The sequence below is a fragment of the Streptomyces sp. NBC_00569 genome (assembly GCF_036345255.1).
In the GTDB taxonomy this organism is placed as follows: domain Bacteria; phylum Actinomycetota; class Actinomycetes; order Streptomycetales; family Streptomycetaceae; genus Streptomyces.
Window position 1 is genome coordinate 1,028,203 of record NZ_CP107783.1, and the last position, 21,977, is coordinate 1,050,179.

20 protein-coding genes and 1 pseudogene are annotated in these 21,977 nt (G+C 71.8%); 17 read left to right on the plus strand and 4 right to left on the minus strand.

Annotated features, from left to right (window positions below; translation table 11 throughout):
• The first annotated feature begins 47 nt into the window (after positions 1–47).
• Both OHO83_RS04785 and OHO83_RS04790 read left to right on the plus strand, forming a co-directional pair.
• A complete protein-coding gene (locus OHO83_RS04785) occupies positions 48–590 on the plus strand; it encodes a GNAT family N-acetyltransferase (RefSeq protein ID WP_330278746.1) in 543 nt (180 codons plus the stop codon).
• Positions 591–888: 298 nt separating this feature from the next.
• A complete protein-coding gene (locus OHO83_RS04790) occupies positions 889–1,410 on the plus strand; it encodes a cupin domain-containing protein (RefSeq protein ID WP_329432224.1) in 522 nt (173 codons plus the stop codon).
• 110 nt (positions 1,411–1,520) lie between these two features.
• Here OHO83_RS04790 and OHO83_RS04795 read toward each other — a convergent pair whose 3' ends face one another.
• Positions 1,521–1,889, minus strand: a complete 369-nt coding sequence (locus tag OHO83_RS04795; RefSeq protein ID WP_330278747.1) for an ArsR/SmtB family transcription factor — start codon at positions 1,887–1,889, stop codon at positions 1,521–1,523.
• Between the two features lie 116 nt (positions 1,890–2,005).
• Here OHO83_RS04795 and OHO83_RS04800 point away from each other — a divergent pair, with 116 nt between their 5' ends.
• From OHO83_RS04800 to OHO83_RS04840, 9 genes and pseudogenes are all read left to right on the plus strand, one after another.
• Complete coding sequence (locus OHO83_RS04800; RefSeq protein ID WP_330278748.1) at positions 2,006–3,085, plus strand: cation diffusion facilitator family transporter; 1,080 nt, start codon at positions 2,006–2,008, stop codon at positions 3,083–3,085.
• A gap of 64 nt (positions 3,086–3,149) precedes the next feature.
• Positions 3,150–3,602 (plus strand): hypothetical protein, encoded by a 453-nt coding sequence (locus tag OHO83_RS04805; protein ID WP_330278749.1) that lies wholly within the window; start codon positions 3,150–3,152, stop codon positions 3,600–3,602.
• A 129-nt stretch (positions 3,603–3,731) separates the two neighbouring features.
• A complete protein-coding gene (locus OHO83_RS04810; protein WP_330278750.1) occupies positions 3,732–4,388 on the plus strand; it encodes a DUF3105 domain-containing protein in 657 nt (218 codons plus the stop codon).
• Positions 4,388–5,093: pseudogene (locus tag OHO83_RS04815) on the plus strand (DUF305 domain-containing protein). The gene OHO83_RS04810 and the pseudogene OHO83_RS04815 overlap by 1 nt, the downstream one beginning before the upstream one ends.
• A gap of 111 nt (positions 5,094–5,204) precedes the next feature.
• Entirely contained in the window at positions 5,205–5,948 is a 744-nt protein-coding gene (locus OHO83_RS04820) for an ankyrin repeat domain-containing protein (protein ID WP_266678552.1), read from the plus strand.
• A 90-nt stretch (positions 5,949–6,038) separates the two neighbouring features.
• Positions 6,039–6,494, plus strand: a complete 456-nt coding sequence (locus OHO83_RS04825; RefSeq protein ID WP_266678550.1) for a Crp/Fnr family transcriptional regulator — start codon at positions 6,039–6,041, stop codon at positions 6,492–6,494.
• 136 nt (positions 6,495–6,630) lie between these two features.
• Positions 6,631–7,236, plus strand: coding sequence for a PadR family transcriptional regulator (locus tag OHO83_RS04830; protein ID WP_266678548.1), 606 nt, complete (start codon positions 6,631–6,633; stop codon positions 7,234–7,236).
• Complete coding sequence (locus OHO83_RS04835) at positions 7,233–8,990, plus strand: sulfatase-like hydrolase/transferase (protein WP_330278751.1); 1,758 nt, start codon at positions 7,233–7,235, stop codon at positions 8,988–8,990. Before OHO83_RS04830 ends, OHO83_RS04835 begins: the two co-directional genes overlap by 4 nt.
• A 143-nt stretch (positions 8,991–9,133) precedes the next feature.
• On the plus strand, positions 9,134–10,486 hold the full coding sequence (locus tag OHO83_RS04840) for an MFS transporter (RefSeq protein WP_330278752.1): 1,353 nt from the start codon (positions 9,134–9,136) through the stop codon (positions 10,484–10,486).
• Positions 10,487–10,594: 108 nt separating this feature from the next.
• Here the strand turns inward: OHO83_RS04840 and OHO83_RS04845 are convergent, their stop codons facing one another.
• The 3 genes from OHO83_RS04845 to OHO83_RS04855 form a co-directional block, all read right to left on the minus strand.
• Positions 10,595–11,935 (minus strand): MFS transporter, encoded by a 1,341-nt coding sequence (locus OHO83_RS04845; RefSeq protein ID WP_330278753.1) that lies wholly within the window; start codon positions 11,933–11,935, stop codon positions 10,595–10,597.
• Positions 11,936–12,014: 79 nt separating this feature from the next.
• Positions 12,015–13,670 (minus strand): amidohydrolase, encoded by a 1,656-nt coding sequence (locus tag OHO83_RS04850; protein ID WP_266678541.1) that lies wholly within the window; start codon positions 13,668–13,670, stop codon positions 12,015–12,017.
• Positions 13,671–13,847: 177 nt separating this feature from the next.
• Positions 13,848–14,744, minus strand: a complete 897-nt coding sequence (locus OHO83_RS04855) for an Lrp/AsnC family transcriptional regulator (protein ID WP_330278754.1) — start codon at positions 14,742–14,744, stop codon at positions 13,848–13,850.
• A gap of 225 nt (positions 14,745–14,969) precedes the next feature.
• Between OHO83_RS04855 and OHO83_RS04860 the strand changes: the two genes are divergently transcribed.
• The 6 genes from OHO83_RS04860 (at position 14,970) to OHO83_RS04885 (ending at position 21,892) form a co-directional block, all read left to right on the plus strand.
• Complete coding sequence (locus OHO83_RS04860) at positions 14,970–15,950, plus strand: C-terminal binding protein (RefSeq protein WP_330278755.1); 981 nt, start codon at positions 14,970–14,972, stop codon at positions 15,948–15,950.
• Positions 15,947–16,735, plus strand: coding sequence for a class II aldolase/adducin family protein (locus OHO83_RS04865; protein ID WP_327579633.1), 789 nt, complete (start codon positions 15,947–15,949; stop codon positions 16,733–16,735). Before OHO83_RS04860 ends, OHO83_RS04865 begins: the two co-directional genes overlap by 4 nt.
• A gap of 184 nt (positions 16,736–16,919) precedes the next feature.
• A complete protein-coding gene (gene pstS / locus OHO83_RS04870) occupies positions 16,920–18,059 on the plus strand; it encodes a phosphate ABC transporter substrate-binding protein PstS (protein ID WP_330278756.1) in 1,140 nt (379 codons plus the stop codon).
• A 156-nt stretch (positions 18,060–18,215) separates the two neighbouring features.
• A complete protein-coding gene (locus OHO83_RS04875) occupies positions 18,216–18,779 on the plus strand; it encodes a hypothetical protein (protein ID WP_330278757.1) in 564 nt (187 codons plus the stop codon).
• A gap of 41 nt (positions 18,780–18,820) precedes the next feature.
• On the plus strand, positions 18,821–19,462 hold the full coding sequence (locus OHO83_RS04880) for a hypothetical protein (protein ID WP_330278758.1): 642 nt from the start codon (positions 18,821–18,823) through the stop codon (positions 19,460–19,462).
• 255 nt (positions 19,463–19,717) lie between these two features.
• On the plus strand, positions 19,718–21,892 hold the full coding sequence (locus OHO83_RS04885; RefSeq protein ID WP_266680204.1) for an FUSC family protein: 2,175 nt from the start codon (positions 19,718–19,720) through the stop codon (positions 21,890–21,892).
• Positions 21,893–21,977 lie beyond the last annotated feature (85 nt).

Sequence of the window (21,977 nt, forward strand, 5' to 3'; positions counted from 1 at the left end):
GGGACGCAGTGCCCCCGCGAGGCCGCCCTGATGCCAGGATCCCCGGCGTGACGGACACGAACGAACTCACGGTGCGCCTGCGCACCGAAGCCGACCTGCCCCGCTGCGTCGAGGCCCTCGCCGGGATCCAGGCCGCCGACCGCTATCCGGTGGACCGGCCCGCCGATCCGGCCGGCCGGCTGACTCCCCACGGCATGACCGACGCCTGGGTCGTCGTGGCGGGCGCCGATGTCGTGGGACACATGGCGCTCACCCCGCCAGGACCCGCCCTGGCCACCACCGCCGGGCTGCCGGAGCGGAGCCTGCTCGCCGTGGCGCGGCTCTTCGTCAGCACACGCGCCCGGCGACGAGGAGTGGCCGCGCTGCTGCTCGACCGGGCGATCGAGACCGGCGCAGCGCGCGGGCAGAGACCGGTCCTGGAGGTCGAGACGGCCGCGAGTGCCGCCATCGGGCTGTACGAGCGCGCGGGCTGGCGCCACGTCGGCACGTCCACCGCCGACTGGACGACCGCCGACGGCCGGCTCGCCCGCATGCGGGTGTACGTCGCCCCTGCGGCGCCCATGAACTCCTCGTGTTCCAGCCAGTCCTGACAATGCATCAGATTGCTGTCCGGACTTCGGGGTCGGCCCATCGGTCGCCCCTGCCGGACCACCGCCACACATGGCTCCGGCCGCGACCAGGACCCGTAGCCGCGGCAACGGACAAACCTTGACATCCCTTCGACCGGCTCTCTACGGTCGGCCGTGGATCTTGGGCGTTCACGGCACGGCACCGAGCGAGCCGGAACTCCCCGGTCCCCGTCGTCATCGGCACCCACCACACCGGCGCGCGCACCGCTCCCCACGCCGGGCCACCGCCGACGGCCCGCCCACGACGAGCAGGACTGCCATGGCCACACCTTCACACCCCGGCGACTCCCCCGAGCGCGACGCGTTCCACCCCGACCTCCCGGACCACGACGCACCGCTGCCGTTGCGCGCCCGGCTCCACCACATCCGCGCGGGCGCACTGGACGGCGACACCGCGCAGACCGGCGGCATGCGGCGGTTCGCGGCGATCAGCGGCAGCACGGTCGGCTCCGAGCGCATCTGGATGGGCCAGACACACGTGGCGCCCGACACCGCCTCGTCCAACCACCACCACGGGGCTTCGGAGACGGCGATCCATGTCGTGAAGGGCCACCCGGAGTTCGTGTTCCTGGACGACTCCACGGGCACTCCCGAAGAGGTCCGGCTCCGCACGGCACCCGGCGACTACATCTTCGTGCCGCCCTACGTCCCGCACCGCGAGGAGAACCCGAGCCCGGACGAGGAGGCGGTCGTGGTGATCGCCCGCAGCACGCAGGAGGCGATCGTCGTCAACCTCCCGGAGCTGTACGTGCTCGACGAGGATTCACCGGCGGGGAACTGACACCACGTCATCGTCACGGCCGCATGAGCGCATCGGGGCGGAGATGAGCCCCTGGTTTCAGGTGCCATCGGGGCCGCACCGCCCCGATGGCCGACGGTCCTTCGCGCCCCTCACACCAAGGGGTCGACCTCACCGCGCGACGCTGGCGGGGATCCGAGGTGATGGTCCGCGAGGTTCAGCGCCTCGCTCACCAGGCGTCGCAGATGCCCGTCGGGCAGCGCGTAGACCATGCGGCGGCCCTCCTTGCGGACGGTCACCAGGCCCGCGAGACGGAGTTTCGCCAGGTGCTGGCTGACGGCGGGGCGGGCCGCGCCGCACGTCTCGGTGAGCGTCGTGACATCCGCCTCGCCACCGCCGAGGGTGTGGAGCAGCACGAGACGGGTGCGGTCGGCGAGGAGGCCCAGGAGATCGGCGGCGTAGGCAAGCTGCTCGTCGCCCGGATCTTGCGGGTGCGCACCGTGCGCAGGTGATAGGTGCATGCGTGCGCTCATACGCACATAATGGAACGGGACGCCTTCCGGTGTCCAGCACGGTCCCGATCCCACAGCCTCCGACTCCGACCTCCGCACTCCGCCCGTCCAGGAAGGCCCGACTCTTGAGCCCTCAGCACGGACACGCGCCCCACGACGGCACGCATCACCACGGCGACGGTCACCATCACCGCCACGACCACGGCCCCGCCTCGACGGCGGCCCGGTGGCGGCACCGGCTCGCGCACGTCCTCACCCCGCACTCCCACGAAACCTCCGACAAGACCGACCGGGCGCTCGAAGCCTCGGCCCGTGGCCTGCGTGCCCTGTGGATCTCGCTGGCCGTGCTGGGCGTGACCGCGGCGGCCCAGGCGGTCGTCGTCGTCCTCTCGGGCTCGGTCGCGCTGCTCGGCGACACGGTCCACAACGCGGCGGACGCCCTCACCGCGCTGCCGCTCGGCGTCGCCTTCGTCCTGGGCCGGCGGGCCGCCAACCGCCGCTTCACCTACGGGTACGGGCGCGCCGAGGACGTCGCCGGGCTCGTCATCGTCCTGACCATCGCCGCCTCGGCCGCCTTCTCCGCGTGGACGGCGGTCGACCGGCTCATCAACCCGCGCGACATCACGTACCTGCCGGCCGTGGCCGCGGCCGCCGTGATCGGGTTCCTCGGCAACGAAGGGGTCGCCCGCTACCGCATCCGCGTCGGCCGTGAGATCGGCTCCGCCGCGCTGGTCGCCGACGGACTGCACGCGCGTACGGACGGATTCACCTCGCTCGCCGTTCTCATCGGAGCGGGCGGGGCCGCCGTCGGCTGGCGGTTCGCCGACCCGCTCGTGGGACTGGCCATCACCGCCGCCATCCTTCTGGTGCTGCGCGACGCCTGCCGCGAGGTCTTCCGGCGCGTGATGGACGCCGTCGACCCGGCCGTCGTCGACAGCGCCGAGCACGCCCTGGGACACGTACCCGGCGTGCTGGCCGTCGGCGAACTGCGGATGCGCTGGATCGGGCACCGGCTGCGCGCCGAGGTCGCCATCGTCGTCGACGGCGCGCTCAGCGTGCGGGCCGCCCACGAGGTCGCGGTCGCCGCGGAGCACGCCCTGCTGCACGCCGTCCCCAAGCTCACCGGCGCGCTCGTGCACGCCGACCCCGCGCCCGACCCCGGCGCACCCGACCCGCACGCGGTACTCGCCCACCACTCCGCGTAGAGACCCGGAAGCGTCGCCCCCTGCCCAACAGGGCGCTCACAGGCACCGCTTAACATCACCCGTGATGACCGGAAGCAGGGCGCAGCGTGCGAGACGCGGCGCGTGGTGGGCCACGCGGATCGCGGCGCTCTGCCCTGCCCTGAGCGTGCTGCTCGCGGCGCTGGTGATGTGCCTGGGCCCCGCGGCCCACGGCACCGACGGCACGGCGGACGGCTCCTTTCCCCCAGTGGCCTCTGTCACGGCCGGGAGCGCGACTCCGCATCACGCGCGATCCGCGCGGCCACACGCGGTGGAGACCGTCGCGCACCGGGGCGACTGCCCGGCCGGGGACAGGTGCTGCGACCCGGCCTCCCGGGGTGTGCGCGCCGTGCTCTCCGCACCCGCGCAGCCGCACCCGGCGGTGCTGCCCCGGATGCCCGCCACCGCGATGCCGGACGCCCCGCCCCCGGGCCTCTCGGGCCTTCCGCCCTCCGGCACCGCCCCTGATCTCCACGTCCTCCAGATTCAGCGGACCTAGGCCGATGTCGGGCCGGCGCGGGCGCTCATCGCCCCGCCGTGCCACACGCGCGCTCGCGCACACCACGACATCACCCGTCCCGCAGAACCGCCGCGCCACGACACCGCGCGGCGGCGAGGAGTCGTACCCATGAGCAGTACCGGCAAGAAGGCAGCGGCCGCCGCACGCAAGGCGCGTATCGACGAGATGCGCCGCGCCCAGCAGGTCCGCGACCGGCGCAACCGCGTCATCACCATCACGCTCGGCACGGTCATCGTCGCCGGGCTCGTCGGCTTCGGCGCGTACGCCATCGACCGCGCGAACGACAAGGACGAGCAGCAGACGGCCGCGGCGAAGGAGCCCGTGCGGGGAGAGAGGAGCTGGGACGCGAAGAAGCTCGGCCGCAACCATGTCACCAAGGCCGTCACCTACACGATGAACCCGCCCGTCGGCGGAGACCACAACCAGGCCTGGATGACGTGCGACGGCACCGTCTACACCAAGGCCATACCGAACGAGAACGCCGTGCACTCCCTCGAACACGGCGCGGTCTGGGTGACGTACAACGACAGGGCCGGTGACGCCGACGTCGCGAAGCTCGGCGAGAAGGTCGCCAAGACCCCCTACTCGCTGATGAGCCCCGTCGACGACCAGACGGGTCCGATCATGCTGTCCGCGTGGGGCCACCAGCTCAGTGTCGACAAGGCGTCCGACCCGCGGGTCGAGCAGTTCTTCACCAAGTACGTGCAGGGTGCGCAGACCCCCGAGCCCGGCGCCGCCTGCACCAACGGCCTGGAGGGGAGCTGATGACGGCGCCGACGGACACCGCCGGGTCCGGCGAGGCGGCCGGGCCGCCCGCTCCCGTCCGGCTCCTCTTCGCCGGCGCGGCCGTCCTCGTCGCCCTCGCCCTGGCCCTGTGGGTCCTGGCCGCCCCGGGCAGTGGCGCCGAGAAGCCGGCGCCGGCCGAGCCCCCGGCCGTCGGCTCCGCGGACGCGGGGTTCGCCCGGGACATGGCCGTCCATCATCAGCAGGCGGTGGAGATGTCGTTCGTCGTCCGCGACCGCACGGACGACGAGGAGGTGCGCCGGCTCGCCTACGACATCGCCAACACCCAGGCCAACCAGCGCGGCATGCTGCTGGGCCGGCTGGACCTCTGGGGGGCTGCCGAAGGTCTCGCCGGACGGCGGCTACATGGCGTGGACGGGCGGCAGTCACGCGCATGACCACGGGGACGACGCAATCGCCGGGAAGGACGGCGCGCTCATGCCGGGTATGGCCACCGGCGCCGAGCTCGACCGGCTGCGCAAGGCCGAGGGCAAGGACGCCGAGGTGCTCTACCTCCAGTTGATGACGGCGCATCACATGGGCGGTGTCGTCATGGCGAGCGCCTGCGCCCGGCGGTGCGAGGATCCGATGGAACGGCGGCTCGCGCAGGGCATGGTCGACGCCCAGGAGTCGGAGATGCAGCTCATGGCCGACCTGCTGCGGGCACGCGGTTCGTCGCCCCGCTGACGCCGGCCGGCCGTCCCGCCGCTCCCGGGACGGCCCGCCGGGGCACTGCCACAATGACGGTGCCCCGCCCCGTCCTGCCCCATCCCGTCCCGGCAGAAGGCACAGCACCCCATGACGACGATCATCGACTCGCAGGACCCCCTCGCCGTCGCGGTCACGCAGGCGATCCGCCAGGGCGACGTACCGGCCCTGCGGCGGCTGCTCGCCGAGAACCGGGGGCTGGCCTCCGCCGGTATCGCGGAGACCGCCCGCCCGGACTGCTCCGGGGTCCGCACGCTGCTGCACATCGCGACCGACTGGCCCGGCCACTTCCCCAGCGGTCCGCAGGTTCTCGCCGCCCTGGTGGAGGCCGGGGCGGACCCCGACGCGCGGTTCTCCGGCGCGCACACCGAGACGCCGCTGCACTGGGCGGCGAGCAATGACGACGTCGCCGCCGTCGACGCCCTTGTCGCGGCGGGCGCGGACATAGAGGCACCGGGCGCGGTGATCGGCGACGGCACTCCGCTCGCCGACGCCTGCGCCTTCGGGCAGTGGCGCGCGGCGTTCCGGCTGGTCGAGCACGGCGCCCACGTCACGTTCGAGCAGGCCGCGTCGCTCGGTCTGCTCGACCGGGTCGAGGCCTGCGCGACGGCCGGGGAACCGCCGACGCCGGAGGAGGTGTCCAGCGCGTTCTGGTGCGCCTGCCACGGCGGCCGCCTGGCCACCGCCCAGTATCTGTACGGACTGGGGGCGGATCCCGGCCGGATCGGTTACGGCGACAGAACGCCCCTGGACATCGCGCGCGAGCAGGACGCCTCGGACGTCGTGGAGTGGCTTTCCACTGTCGCCGCGAAGCCGGTGGGTGACTCTGCGTAGTTCCCGGGATTCGGTGCCGCCCCCGGGGTGCTCAATCGGCCCGTGGCGGCTCCAATGGAAGGTGGGGAACCTCGGCGAGGAGGCCTGTCCATGACGAACGCGACGCGACTGCTGCCCGCTCTTCCTCACGAGCACCGCGAGCGACTGATGACGCTCGCCCAGGAGGTGTCGTTCGAAGAGGACGAGCGGATCTTCGAGGAGGGCCACATCGCCGACCGGTTCTGGGTCGTGCGCTCGGGCGCGGTCTCACTGGACCACCAGGTCACCGAGCACAAGCGGGTGACCGTCGCCTCGCTGGGCGCGGGGGATCTGCTCGGCTGGTCATGGCTGTTCCCGCCGCACCAATGGGACTTCGGGGCCGAGGCGTTCAGCCCGGTGCGCGCCTACGAGTTCGACGCACAGGCGGTGCGCAATCTCTGCGACACCGATCCCGCGCTGGGCATGACCCTGATCCGCACCGTCGCCGAGATCCTCGCGTACCGGCTCGGGGCGACGCGGGCCAAGCTCATGGAGCAGTACAGCATCCACCGGACACAGCCGATCTGACGGCGCCCCGCGCTCTTGGACACCTCGGGCCGACTGTGAACGCCTTGATAAGAGCCTGTCCTATCTGTTGACTGCCCCCACCCCCGGCGATATGAATCCCTGCACATAGGTGATTGTGCACATAGGGGTGAGGCTCGTGAAGTTCGAGTACGTCCTGCTCGCGCTGCTGTCGTACCGCCCGTTCAGCGGCTACGACCTGCGCAAGTGGGTGGAGACTGAAGGGCAGTTCCTCCGTTCGCGCGCCCATCACAGCCAGATCTACCGGCTGCTCGGGCGCATGGTCGACGACGGCTGGGTGGCGTACGAGGTCGATCCGCGCGAGGGCCGGCCGGACGCGAAGGTGTACCGGCTGACACCACGGGGGCGCGACGTCCTGATGGAGTGGGTGCGCTCCCCCTACGACCCGCCCAGCCGCTTCCAGGACGCCGACTTCCTGGCCAGGTTCAGCTTCGCCGCCCCGCTCGACAGGGACGCCGCGATCCGGCTGATCAGGACCGAACTCACGTACCGGCGCGCCCAGATCGCCGGCAATCGCGACCGCGACCGGCGCATCGGATTCGAGAATCCGCTGCCCGAGCTCGACCAGGACCTCGCGCGCGAGATCAGCGACGAGCTGCACGCCTACGGCGCCTCGTCCGTCGACCGCTGGGTGGCCTGGCTCGAAGGGATGCTGCGGCGCCTGGAGACCGGACGGCCGGAGTCCGAAGGCCGTACACCGACACAGACGGGGGACGCCGCATGAAGGCGATCATGGTGATGTTCGACAGCCTCAACCGGCGGATGCTGCCGCCGTACGGCGGCGACTGGACGCACGCGCCGAACTTCGCCCGGCTCGCCGAGCGGTCCGTCACGTACGACAACTGCTACGCGGGCTCGATGCCCTGCATGCCGGCCCGCCGTGAGATCCACACGGGGCGGCACAACTTCCTGCACCGCAGCTGGGGCCCGCTGGAGCCGTTCGACGACTCCATGCCCGAACTGCTCAAGCAGAGCGGCGTCTACACCCACCTCGTCAGCGACCACCCCCACTACTGGGAGGACGGCGGCGCGACCTATCACGGCCGGTACAACACCTGGGAGTTCTTCCGCGGGCAGGAGGGCGACCCGTGGAAGGGGCAGGTAGCTGATCCCGAGATGCCCGAGGACCTCAAGAAGGTCCGGTTCGGGGGCATCTACCGGCAGGACTGGGTGAACCGGCCGCACATGGCGACCGAGGACCGTCATCCGCAGACGCTGACATTCGACGCCGGGCTGGAGTTCGTCCACACCAATCGCGACGCGGACAACTGGTTCGTACAGATGGAGACCTTCGACCCGCACGAGCCCTTCTTCAGCCACGAGCGCTTCAAGGACCTCTATCCGCACGACTACGACGGCCCGCACTTCGACTGGCCCGACTACAAGCGTGTGGTGGAGACGGACGACCAGGTCGGGCACGCCCGCTACGAGTACGCGGCGCTGCTGTCCATGTGCGACCACTCCCTCGGGCGGGTCCTCGACACGATGGACGAACTCGGCCTGTGGGACGACACGTTGCTCCTCGTCTGCACGGACCACGGTCTGCTGCTCGGCGAGAAGGGATGGTGGGGCAAGAGCGTGCAGCCCTGGTACAACGAACTCGTCCATCTGCCCCTGTTCGCCTGGGATCCCCGGACCGGCGCGACGGGCGAGCGGCGCCGGGACCTCGTGCAGACCATCGACCTGGCGCCCACCCTCCTGGAGTTCTTCGACGTACCGCGGCCCGGCGACATGCAGGGCGCGCCGCTCTCGGACACGTCCGTACGCGAGGCGGGCCTGTTCGGCATGCACGGCGGACACGTCAATGTCACCGACGGCCGCCACGTCTACATGAGGGCGCCCGTCTCCCCCGACAACGCTCCACTGCACGAGCACACGTTGATGCCGACGCACATGCGCGGCCGCTTCACGCCGCAGGAACTCGCGGACCTGGAGCTCGCCGAACCCTTCGGCTTCACCAAGGGCGTCCGCACGCTGCGCGTCTCAGGGCGCACGCTCTTCAACCCGTACCAGCACGGCACGCTGCTCTACGACCTGGAGTCCGATCCCGAGCAGCTCACCCCGCTCGCCGACGACACGGTGGAGCTGCGCATGGCGCGTCTGATGGTGGACCTCATGCGGGCGAACGAGGCGCCGCCCGGCCAGTACGAGCGGCTCGGGCTCCCCGCGGTGGGGCCCGTCACCGAGAAGCATCTGCTGGTGCGTGCCCAGCGCGAACAGGCCGAGGTCGCCGCGCAGCCCCTGCCGCGCGCCGACGACTATCCGCAGGGCCGCTTCTCGCTGCGCACACCGATCCGGGCTCTGATCTCCGACCCGGTGGCGGTGGAGGTCCTGCGCCGCCACCTGCCAGGTGTCGTGGACTCCGAACTCCTGCAGATCCTGGGGCCGACGCCCCTCATCGATGTCGCCGCCATGGCGGGCGGGCTCTTCCCGGCGCCGCGGCTGCGGATGGTCGCCGAGGAACTCGCCGCGCTCTGAGCGAACCGCGGCCCGGGCCGGAAGGCCCGAGCCGCCGCACCACCGAAAGAACGCCGGTGACGGGGCGGCCACCCCGTCACCGGCAGGCACCTCTCCCCTCCCGCACGCTCCAGCGAAGAACCATGCCAAGAAAGGGTGGCGCCATGCCCGAGCTTATCGATGGGCCAGCGAGAACGACCAAGGACATCGGACCACCCGGAGTGCCCCGGCGCGGGCGCCAGTTGTCGCTGCTCGGCGGTGCGCTGCTGGTCGACAGCACCGAGGCGAGCCTCGTCAGCGGCCTCTTCCCGCTGATCCGGCAGTCGCTCGGCATCTCGCTCGGGGCGCTCGGCGTCCTCACCGCCGCGAGCAAGATCGTGGGGGTCTTCACGGGCCCGTTCTGGGTGTGGGCCGCACAGCGCTGGTCCCGCAAGGGCGTCCTCGTCCTCGCGACGGGTCTGTGGGGTGTCTGGGGTGTGGCCGCGGGCTTCTCCCAGAACTTCGCCCAGCTCCTCGTGCTCTACACGATCCTCGCGGCGGGCTACGCGGCCGCCCACCCCGTCATCACCGAGATCATCGGCGACCTCTTCGACAGCTCGTCACGGGGCCGCGCGGTCGGATTCGTGTACGGCGCCGTGGCGCTGGTCAGTTCGGTGATCGGGCCGCTCAAGGGGCAGTTGGCCGGCGTCGACAACGGCTGGCGATGGGGTCTGTGGGGCATCGGCACGTTCAACATCCTGCTCGGCTGCGGAATCTGGCTGTGGTTCCGCGACCCCGGCCGGGGGGCCGCAGAGCGGCAGCTCGCCGACCTGGGCCAGGAGGCCCGCGCGGCGCACGCCGCCAAGGTCACCTGGTCGCAGGCGGTGGCGCTGTTCAGGGTCCGCAGCCTGTTCATCCTGCTGGTGTCCCGGCTGTTGTCCGGCCACCTCCTGATCTCCACGTTCGGTGTGGTCTACCTGGTGGACGTGTTCGGCTTCAGCACGCAGGTCGCCTCGGTGGTGCTGCTCCCGATGGGCATCGGCTACTTCCTGGGCACCCTTCTCGGCGGCTTCGCGGCCGACTGGGCCGCGCGCCGCAGCCCCCGGTACGGGCTGGTCGCGGTGTTGCAGGGCGCGCAGTTCGCTTTCGCCGTGGCGGCCTTCTTCGGCACGCAGATCGAGTACGACGGCATCGCCCTCTTCGCGGTCTTCTTCGGCCTCATGGGCGTGGCCCAGGGGATCAACCCGCCGGTCAACCGGCCCATGGTCATGGCGGTCACCCCGCCCGAGCAGCGTGCCGCCGCCTTCGCGATCTATGTGTCCGTCTTCGAGGCGATCGCCTGGGCGGCGTTCAGCCTCGGCGCGGGCTTTCTGGGCGACGTGGTCGGACTCCGGCCCGTGTTCCTGTGGGTCCTCGTCATCCTGATGCTCGTCAACGGCGCGGTCCTCACCCTGCTCTACCGCCCCTACGCGCAGGACGTGGCACGGGTACAGGGGGAACTCGACCGGCGCAGGAGGCAGGCTCTGGGCGCGGGGTGACGCCGGGGTGACGACAGCACCGCGGCCGGGCCGGATCCGTGCCGCCCGGCGCGCGGTGCGCCTCGGCGTGCACGGGCCCTGCCCGGCCGCGGTGAGCTGTGGCGATGCTCAGACCCCGCTCGCCACCTCCCGTTCCGTCACCGCGGCCACGCCCTCCCCGGGCTGCGGCACCCGCAGGCGCCGGAGTCGGGCCGTGCACCAGATGCCGACGGCCGAGATGGCCATGAGCATGAGCGCCGTGGGCCAGTAGTGGCCGCCCGCGGCCGCGGCGAGGGAGACCGCCGCGAGCGGCGCGAGGCCGCCGAAGACCATGTTGCAGACCTGGTAGGACAGCGAGATGCCGGTGTAGCGGACGTGCGGGGCGAAGCCCTCCGCGAGGATCGAGGCGATGGGCCCGTACAGCGCGGACATCACCAGGCGCATCGCCAGCATCAGCAGCCAGATCAGGACGACGCTGCCGGTGCCGAGGACCATGAACTGCGGGATCGCCAGGACGATCACGCCGGCCAGGCCCACGATGACGACCTTGTGCGGGCCCACCCGGTCCGCCAGCCAGGACAGCCACGGCGTGACCAGGAGTTCCAGGAACGCCGCCAGGGTGAGGCCGTTGAGGAGCATGGACTCGGACAGGTGGAGGTCACCGGTGCCGTACGAGAGCAGGAAGCTCGTCACCACGTAGTAGCCGCCGGTCGCGGTGGCCAGGGCGAAGACGCCGATGAGGACCGTGCGCCACGCCCTCTGGAAGACCTCCACGACGGGCAGCTTCTGTTCGGCGGCGTGCTCGTCGCGCACCTCGGACATGACGGGCGACTCCTCGAGCTTCACCCGCACGACGAGGCCGACGATCACCAGGACCGAGGACGCCAGGAACGGCACGCGCCAGCCCCAGCTCATGAACGCGTCGTCGCCGAAGAGGTTCATCAGGCTGAAGGCGCCGGTCGACAGCAACGCGCCTACGGATGAGCCGAGCTGGGCGAACGAACCGAAGAACGCGGCCTTGCCGGGCGGGGCATTCTCCACCGCGATCAGAACGGCGCCTCCCCACTCGCCGCCGATCGCCACGCCCTGGATGAGACGCAGCGCGATGAGGAGGACCGGAGCCAGCGCGCCGACCTGGGAGTAGGTGGGGAGCAGACCGATCGCGAACGACGCGACACCCATCATCACGAGCGTGATGACGAGGGTCTTCTTCCGGCCGACGCGGTCGCCTATGTGACCGAAGACGATGCCGCCGAGCGGGCGCAGCAGGAAGCCGACGGCGAAGGTCGCGAACGCCGAGAGGGTCTTGAGGTAGGGCGACATGTCCGGCGGGAAGAACACGTCGTCGAAGACGATCGCCGCCGCGGTGGCGAAGGCGTAGAAGTCGTACCACTCGATGGAGGTGCCGGCGAGAGCCGCGAAGGCGGCTCTGTACGGGCTCTGTCGGGTGGCGGCGGGCTGGGTCGGCATGAAGCCTCCGGGGACAGGAGAGGCAGGGAAAGGGAGGGGGCGGAGAGGGCGGTGCAGTACGGAGCTGCGCGGTGGAGAGTCAGCGGCCGGGGGCGGCCCAGGCGCGCGCGCCGCCGATCCAGGTCTCGCGTACACCGATGGAGGCGAGTTCGGCCGGGTCCGCGGTGAGCGGGTCGCTGTCGAGGACCACGAAGTCGGCGAGCATGCCGGGGGCCAGGGCGCCGACCGCGTGTTCGCGGTGCAGGGCACTGGCCGCCGCCGCGGTGTGCGCGTGCAGGCCGTCCGCGACGGGCATGCGCAGCGCGGCGTCGCCGAGGACGGTGCCGAGCACCGTGCGCCGGGTGGCCGCCGCGGAGATCGCCTCCAGCGGGGCGGGCGGCGCGACGGGCGCGTCGGAGCTGAAGACGACGGGAACGCCCGCGACGAGACAGGCGCCCGCCGGGTTGTAGCGGTGGCCGAGGTCGCCGACGGCGGTGAGTGTGCCGTCGCCGGTCCGCAGGTGGTGCTGGGGCTGCATGACGGGTACGACGCCCAACTCGCCCATACGGACGATCTGTTCGTCGGTGGGCAGGCCGGAGTGCTCGATGCGGTGGCGGATGCCGGGCCGCTCGCGGTCGGCCTGTGCCTTCTCGACGGCGTCGAGCACCATGCCGATGGCGTACGGGGACTGGGCGTGCGTGGCGGTCTGCAGACCGGCACGGTGGGCGCGGCCGACGAGCTCGGCGTACTCCTCGGCCGAGTGGTAGAGCTGCCCGTGGTGGCAGCAGTCCGCCGCGTATCCGTCGGGGAAGTAGGCGGTCCAGCCGCCGAGTGTGCCGTCGGCGTAGAACTTCACGCCCTGGACACGGAAGTGGTCGTCGCCGAAGCCGTTCACGACTCCCAGGTCGAGCGCGGTGTCGAGGAGCGCGGAGGTGAGGTAGGCGGAGACGCGCAGGCGCAGCGAGCCGTCCTGGCGCGCCCTCAGATAGGTCTCCATCTCACGGCGGGAGGCCTGCGCGTCACCGACGGTGGTGACACCGGCGGCGAGGAAGACCTCCTGGGCGCGCAGCAGGTGGTCGGCCATGATCGCGTCGGGTTCGGAGAGGTGGAAGTTCGGCCCGTGGTTGCCGATCTTCACGCCGCCGGGCCCGGTGAGCAGGTCGCAGGCCGCGTCCCAGAGCTGTCCGTCGGGCTCGCCGGAGGGCAGTCGGCCGATGCTGCCGCCCTCCGGGTCGGGGGTGCCCGCGGTGACGCCGCAGGTGCGCAGGGTGTGGGAGTTGACGACGCCGCCGTGACCGGAGGCGTTCATGACGTACACCTCGCGGTCGGTGGCGACGCGGTCGAGGTCGTGACAGGTGGGGTGGCGGCGCTCCGCGAGCCTGCGGTGCTCGTAGCCGAAGCCGCGCACGGGGACTCCGGCGGGGAGTTCGCGGGCGGCGTCGGACAGGACGGCGACGAGTGCCTCGATGTCGGGGACGCGCTCGGGCCGGCAGTCGACCCAGGCCAGGGCCTGCCCGTACATCACGGGGTGGCAGTGGGCGTCGACGAAGCCGGGGTGGACGAGGCCGCCGTCGAGTTCGAGGTTCTCGTCGATCCGGCCGCCGAGAGCGGCGCGCGCCGCGTCCGCGGTGCCGACGTGGACGACGCGGCCGCCCCGGACGGCGAGCGCCTCGGCGCGTACGGGGGTGCCGGCGGTGGCCACCGCCGCGCCGGTCACCAGGAGCGTGCGGTCGGCGTCATCGAGGGGGTGGTGCATGAGGGGGCCTGCTTTCGACCGTGGGAAGACCTTGAGGGCCGCCGCGCACAGAAGGGCGCGGCGACTGATTCGTTCGCATGGACGATAGGCAACCGACGTTGACTTGACCAGATGTACCGCTGAGAAACTTTTCGTAAGTCCAGGCGAGCCATCACTTACGTATCATCCGACCTGCCGTCACTCGGCGGTCGGATCCTCGTAGCGCTCCTTGATGAGCTCCAGGTGCACCCAGCTCTCCACCGCACGCACACCCTCCACGGCCCGCATGTCCTCGACGGCCGTCCGGATCGCCGCGAGGGACTCCACGGTGATCGTGCCGACCAGGTCCGCGCGCCCCACGCAGGAGGACAGGAAGGAGACCTGTTCACGCTCCGCGAGACGCGCGGCGACCTCGTCCCGCTCCGCCTCGACGCGCACCGCGAAGCCGCACAGGATGCCGAGGCCGAGAAGTTCGGGGCGCACCAGCGCGAGGACCTTCGCGACGCCACCGTCGAGGAGCCGCAGCGTGCGCGCGCGGGCCGCACCGGCCGACAGACCGACCCGCTCGGCGAGCTCGGCGAAGGGGAGGCGGCCGTCGGCCTCCAGCTCGCGCAGGACGAGCTGGTCGGTCTCGTCGAGTTCCGTGATGGCCGGCTCCCCCGCGAGCAGATACGGGTCCTTGAGGTGGCGGGTGGAGATCAGCGGGTCCACGACGTCGACGCCCGGCAGGCAGCGGACGCGTTCGATCGCCCGGTCCAGATCGGCGATCCCCTTCGTGCGCAGCTCGGCCATGACCGCGTAACCGCCGGCGGTCAGCGTGACGAACGGCGCCTCGGGCATGGCGGCGATGGCGCGCGCCACGGGCCCGGCCGGACCGCGGACACCGATCGACAGATGCGCCGACGCGGTGAGGCCCCTGACGGCGGGGTGCACGACGGCCGCCACGAGCACACCGCCGCCCTCGAGCAGCCGCTGGACGCGGGCCCGGGTGGCGGGCCGGGAGAGGCCGACCCGCTGGGCCAGCGTCTCGTACGTCAGACGGCCGTCCACCTGCAGTTCGCGGACGACGGCGAGGTCGATGTGGTCCAGGTCCACCGGGGCTTCCCCTCAGCTCGGCTGCCCGGGTACGGCCGCACCCGGGGTCGGCGCCCATTGTCGACCACGGCGGCGCGGGCACCGGACACCCGTGAGGCCTGTCACGGGCGCCCGTCTCATGCGGACTGGACAATTATGGAAGACGAAACGTAACTTCAACACCCAAGCGACCGACGAATCATTCGTCGCCCTGAATTTGTCGCTCCAGGCGTGGGGAGAATTGAGATGGGTCAGCCCGTGGTGGTCTTCACCGACCCCGAGGAGCTGGATGTCGAGCCTGGCGAACGCCTGCTGCGCGACGCGGGCTTCGAGGTCCGCGTCGTCGGCAGCCGCGACCCCGCCAGGATCGCGGCGGCCGCGCACGACGCCGAGGCACTGATCGTCGGCTACGCCCCGGTGGACGCGGCCCTCCTGGACCGGCTGCCCTCCGTGCGCATGCTGGCCACGATGTCCGCGGGCTACGACATGGTGGACACCGCCGAGGCCCGCCGCCGCGGCCTGTGGGTGAGCAACCTGCCGCACGCCGCCACCGAGGACGTCGCCGTGCACGCGCTCGCGGCCACCCTCTCCCTCGTACGCCACCTGCCGCACGCCGACGCCACGGTGCGGAGCGGCGGCTGGAACACGGAGTTCGGTGAACTGCCGCGCCGGGCCGGCGAGTTGACCCTCGGACTGGTCGGGTTCGGCCGTATCGCACGCGCCGTGGCCCGGATGGCGGCGCCCGTCTTCGGCCGCGTGGCCGCCTTCGACCCGCACGCCGACCCGGCCGGCTGGCCGCCCGAGGTCGACCGGCTCGGCCTCGACGAGCTGGTCGGCCGCGCCGACGTGCTGTCCCTGCACACCCCGCTCACCCCGCAGACCCACGGTCTCGCGAACGAGGCGCTGCTCGCCCGGATGCGGCCGGGCTCGTTCCTCGTGAACGTCTCGCGCGGTCAACTCGTCGACGCCGACGCGCTCCTGCGGGCGCTGGACAACGGGCATCTCTGCGGGGCCGCACTCGACGTGTTCCCGGTCGAACCCCCGCCCGCCGACGACCCGTTGCGCACCCACCCGCGCATCCAGCTCTCCCCGCACAGCGCGTTCCTGTCCGACGCCTCGCAGCGCGCATACGTGTGTGCGCCCGCAGAGAACGTCATCGCCTGGCACCGCACCGGCCGCCCGCTGACCCCCGTGTTCGACCCGACTCTCGAAGGAGCCGTCTCGTGACCGACCTGCTGACCCCCGCCGCCGATCAGGACGCCGCGCAGACGGAGCTGCGGCTGCGCCGCGAACTCGCCGCCGTCTACCGGCTCGTGGCCCACTTCCGCATGACCGACCTGATCTTCACGCACATCTCGCTGCGCCTGCCGGGCCCGGACCACCACTTCCTGATCAACCCGTACGGTCTGCTCTTCGAGGAGATCACCGCCTCCAACCTGGTCAAGATCGACCTGTCCGGGAACCCGGTCGAGCCGACCCCCTACCCGGTCAACCCGGCCGGGTTCGTCATCCACAGCGCGATCCACGCCGCCCGCGAGGACGCCCACTGCGTCCTGCACACGCACACCAAGGCGGGCTGCGCCGTCGCCGCGCAGCAGGGCGGGCTGCTGCCGCTGAACCAGATGTCGATGGAGTTCCACAACCGGGTCGGCTACCACGACTACGAAGGTGTGGCGCTCAACCTGGACGAGCAGAAGCGCCTGGTCGACGACATCGGCGGCCACCCCGCGCTGATCCTGCGCAACCACGGCCTGCTCACCGTCGGCGGGAGCGCGGCCCAGGCGTTCCTGCGCATGTACTACCTGGAGAAGGCCTGCGAGATCCAGGTCACCGCGCAGGCCGGCGGCGTCCCGCTCACCGTTCCCTCGCCGGAGGTGTGCGAGTACACCGCCCGTCAGCTCGCGGGCGAGGCGGAGGCCGACTCCGACTTCCAGGACGAGGACGCGTACGACCTGGCGTGGGCGGCGATGCTGCGCCTGCTCGACCGGATCGCGCCCGACTACAAGGACTGAGCAGGAACCGGGCGCTGAACCGAGCGGCAGCGGAAGTGCAAGGGGACAGCGGGGCCCCCGTCGGGCCCCGCTCGCCCTTCGTACGGTGGTGCTTCGCCTGGAGTTCACCCTCGCGTCACCCCGTTACCTCCATGATCGGTCAGCATTTGTCCTTCCGATCGCGGTTTCATCAGGGGGAACGACAGTGCAGAGCGCCCGTGCCAGACGTGTGATCCAGCGGAGCGCTCCGGCGGGTGCGGCGGCCCTCGCGGCCACGCTCCTGCTCGTGGGGTGCGGGACGGGCGGCCCGGGTGCCACCGGAGATCACGCGTCGTCGGCCGACGCCTCCCCCGTGGCCGGCATCGACTGCGCGGGCAAAAGCCAGGTGCCGGGCTCGGGTTCGACGGCCCAGCAGAACGTGATGAAGTACTGGATCGACCAGTACCAACGCGCCTGCCCCGGCGTGCAGATCGCCTACAACCCGCTCGGATCGGGCGCCGGCGCCGCCCAGTTCCTGCGCGGCGCGACCGCGTTCGGCGGCTCGGACAGTGCGCTGAAGCCCGAAGAGGTCGAGCTGTCGAAGCAGACGTGCGCCGGCGGCCGGGCCATCAACCTGCCCATGGCGGGCGGCCCCATCGCCGTCGGCTACAACCTGGCCGGCGTGGACGACCTGGTCCTCGACGCCCCGACCCTCGCCGGGATCTTCGACACCCGGATCACCACCTGGGACGCCCCGCAGATCCGCGCGCTCAACCCCGGCACAAAACTCCCCTCGACCCGTATCCGCCCGGTGCACCGCTCGGACGACTCGGGCACGACGCAGAACCTTCAGGCCTACCTCGCCGGAGCCGCCCCGGCCGCCTGGCCCTACTCGGCGGAGAAGTCCTGGCAGGCCAGGGGCGGCGGGTCGGCGAACGGCTCCAGCGGAGTCGTCTCCGAGGTCAACTCCTCGTACGGTTCGATCGGTTACTTCGAGCTGTCCTTCGCGGCGAGCAGCCACGTACCGACCGTCCGCATCGACACGGGTTCGGCCGAGCCCGTCGCTCCGTCGCCGGAGTCCGCGTCCGCGGGAATCGCCGCCGCCCGCGTGGCCGGTCAGGGCAAGGACATGTCGCTGAAGTTCCGCTACGGCCACTCGGCCGCGGGGGCGTACCCGATCGTCCTGGTCACGTACGAGATCGTGTGCGACAAAGGCAACCGGGCCGCGACACTCCCGGCACTCAAGTCCTTCCTCACCTACACCGCGAGCGACGAGGGCCAGCAGGCGCTGACCCGGATCCACTACGCGCCCCTGCCGGACACCGTCGCGACCCAGGTGCGGCAGACCGTGCGGTCCCTTTCCTGACGCCGCGGGGCCGCGCCTTCCAGACACACCTTTCCCCAAGTACGCTGATATCAGCGGGAGTTCACACGGTGAGGCGTCACGCCCCGTTCCCCTCGTCGCCCGTGAGTGTCACCATGCTGAGCCCGGGCATGTCCCGCGGCCCGACGGGAGGCTCGTATGGCTCAGGTGTACTTGCGGCGGCTGTCGCGGTGGCAGGCCGAGCAGCAGCGGGAAGCCGTCGCCGACGTGTACGTCTCGGCGTACCACGGCGCCGCGGGAGCCGAGTACCGTGACCGGCAGGAGTTCTTGACCCGGTTCGAGAAGCACGGCCGGCAGCCCGAATTCGACATGGTGGTGGCCGACTCGGGCGGACTCGTCGGCTGCCTCTACGGGTACCGGGCCGACCGCACCGGTGACTGGTGGGCGGGCTTCCGGGGCGAGGTGCCGACCGAGTTCGAGGAACTCACCGCGTCCGGACGTGCCTTCGTCCTCGCCGAGCTGATGGTGCTGCCCGCGCACCGGCGCCACGGCGTCGCGACGGACCTGCGGACACGGCTCCTCGCGCGCCACGACACCGACCTGACCGTCGCGGCGGTGCCCCGGCCCGGCCCCGCCCTGCCCGAGGCGCCGGGCTCCGCGCTGCTGCGCTCCTGGGGCTGGCTGGACCTCGGCACGTCGGGCCCCGGCGACGCACCCGGCGCGAGCGACAGGCAGGTGTGGGTGCGCAGGCCCGTGAGGTGAGCTCCGGCCGCTCCCGCCAGGACGATCTATAACCTCACCTCATGGGTCTGGACATCACCGTTCTCGTCGTCGACTGGGATCACCTGGGGCGGACGCCCGCCGCGGAGCGCCTCGGCATGCTGGAGGACGCCGCGTACCCGGACGACGACCTCGACAACCGCGACGACGGTGACGCGGACGCGCCGGTCGAGCACGGCTGGGTGCGGCGGCCCGCTACGCCGTGGTGCGCCCTGTACGAGTTCTTCCGGACCCTCGGATCGTTCAAGCCGCACTTCTGGGCCGGCCAGGCGTGGGAGGACGTCCGCGCCTTCGCCGAACCCGACCTGCGGGCGGCGCTCGACGCGTTCCTGGCCGGGCTGTTCTGGCCGGGCCCCGACGACGCCGACACGGACGCGAGCGCGGAGGAGGAGCCGGCCGTCGGGCTCTTCCCCGCCGAACCGGACCCGTGGCACCCTCGGCTGCTCGTCGTCCGTGCGCCGGAACAGGTCCCGGACCTGGCGCGCGCGTGGGCCCTTGCCGCACCCCTTCTCGAAAGCCTCCGCGCGCCGTACGCGGTTCACGCGGACCGACCCGGGCGCTGGATCGCGGACTTCGAGGAGTTCGCCATGCTGGTCCGCGACTGGGGTGAGGTGGTGACCGAGGCGTCCCGGAGCGGGCGTGGCCTGATCGGGCTCCCGATCTGACGACACTTGACGACAACTCCGGACATACGACGGCAACTGGCAGCCCTGGACACCGTTGCCGCCGACGGCCTCGTACCGCCTCCCACCTCCTACGACCGGCCTCGGAGCTCTGTTGACGCGCATGGGATGCTGAGGCGTCCGCGGATCATGGCTGGATCAGGAGAGTGCGGCAGAGTGAGGGCGTTGACACGGCTGACGGGAATCGGTGGCACGTGGGACCGGTTCGTGGCATCCGATCCGGGGCTGCTGCGGCTGATGGCGGGACTGCGGACGGTCGGCGCGATCGCGCTCACCCTGGCCGTCCTCGCGGCGCTCCACACCGATGTGACCCACATGGTCGCCGGAGCCATGGCCGCGATGGTGGCCACCTTCGCGATCAGGGAGAAGGACGTACGCGGCCAGGCGGTCACCCTCGCCCTCGGCCTGCCCGTGGCGCTCGCGGCGGTGTCGCTCGCCGCGCTGCTGCACAACATGGTCATCGCGGGTGACCTCTTCTTCATCGTCCTGATCTTCGGGGCCGTCTACAGCCGCAGGTTCGGTGACCGCGGCACCGCGCTGGGTCTGATCGGCTTTCAGATCTACTTCGTCTCCCTGTTCGTGAGCGCGACGGTGTCGTCGCTGCCGCTGCTCTACGCGACGCTGGCCATCGCCTTCGCGTGCAGCGCGGTGGTGCGCTTCGCCGTCGTGCCCGAGACACCCGAGCGGGTCCTCGGCCGGCTGCGTGACGCGTTCAGGGCGCGGCTCGCGCAGCTGGTGGACACCCAGGCCGAACTGCTCGACGCCGAACCCGACCAGCTGGAGAAGGTCCTCGACGACCTGCGGCGGGGCACCGCACGCCTGCACGAGACGGCGCTGATGATCCAGGGCCGCCTGGAGGAGGGCACCCGGGACCCGGCCACGGCCGCCCTCGTGCAACGCAGGGTCGCCGACGCCGAGATCGCGGCCGAACGGCTCGGCGTCCTGCTGCTCAACGCCCGCAGCGCCGAACGGGCCGACACCCTCACCCTGCACCTGCCGCACGCACCGGTACCGGAACCGTCGAAGCGCCTGTACGCCGACGGCGACGCGACCGCGACCCTGCGCCGCGACCTCAACGCCCTGCACCTGCTCGTCGCCCGCCCCGTGTCGGGCGGCCGCGGGACGGCGCTCGCGCACGTACGCAACCGGCTGCTCGCCTACCGCGACGAGGACAACCTGCCGCGCGGCTCCGCAGCCGTGCAGGACGTCTTCCGCGGGATCGGCGAGGCGGCGCGCGCGGTCATGGGTCTGCGGGTCGCCCTCGACGGACCGCAGGACGAGTCCGACGACACCCCGGCGACGACGCGCTCCCGCGAGGAACTCGACGCCGAGGACCTCGCGATCACCGGCTCCGAGCAGGACGAGGACGACGCGGACGCCCGCACCGGGCTCCAGCGGCCCACGACGCGGGCCGCGTTCCAGGTCGCGGTCGGCTCGTCCCTGGCCATCGTCGGCGGCGAGTTCCTGTCCAGCCAGCGCTGGTACTGGGCGGTCCTGACGTGCTGGGTGGTCTTCCTCAACACCGCGTCCACGGGCGAGATCCTCGTCAAGGGCTACCGCCGGCTCCTCGGAACGGTGTTCGGCGTGGTCGCCGGTGTCGCGCTCGCGGGCGTGGTCGGCAACCACACCTGGACGGCGTTCGCCCTCGTCCTGCTCTTCATCTTCGCGATGTTCTTCACCGCGCCGCTGTCGTACGCCCTGATGTCGTTCTTCGTCACCGCGATGCTGGGCCTGCTCTACACGCTGCTGAACACCTACAGCCTGGACGTGCTGGTCCTGCGGATCGAGGAGACGGCGCTCGGCGCCGCGTGCGGCATCGTCGCCGCGGTGCTCGTGCTGCCGGTGCACACGGACCGCCGTACCGACGAACTCCTCAGCACCGTCCTGGTCAGGCTCGGGGACGTCGTGTCAGCCGCCGTGGAGCAGCTCAGCGGTGGACCCGCGGTCGATCTGCTCGACAAGGCGCGGGACCTGGACACGGCCCTGGAGGATCTGCGCGCCTCCACGAAGCCGCTGACGCACCCGATCACGCCGCTCCGCGTGCGGCGGCAGACGGCCCGCTATCTGGTGGCGCTCCTGGAGACCTGCGCCTATCACGCCCGGTCCCTGGCGGCGACGGCCGAGCTGGTGCCGTACAGCAAGACCATCGCGGCGGATCCGCGGCTCGAACGGGCCGGGGTGCGGATCGCCCACAACATCGGCGTGATCGACGCGCATGTGCGGGACGAGAAGACCGGCGGAGAGGTCCAGGCGGGCGCGAGCATCGCCTCGATGCTGGAGGCGGACGGGACGGGGGCGCTGCGCTCGGGCACGGTCACCTTCCGCGTGCTGCGGCATCTCCAGCGACTCGACGAGGGAGTCGTGGGTCTCGCCCGGCCGCTCGACGTGCCGGTCGCGGGGCGCCGGCGCTGAGCGGTGTGGCGCTGTGGCTCTGTGAGAAGGCGGGCACGGAGCGGGCCGGGGCGGCCTGATCGGCTGCCCCGGCCCGTCGACCGTG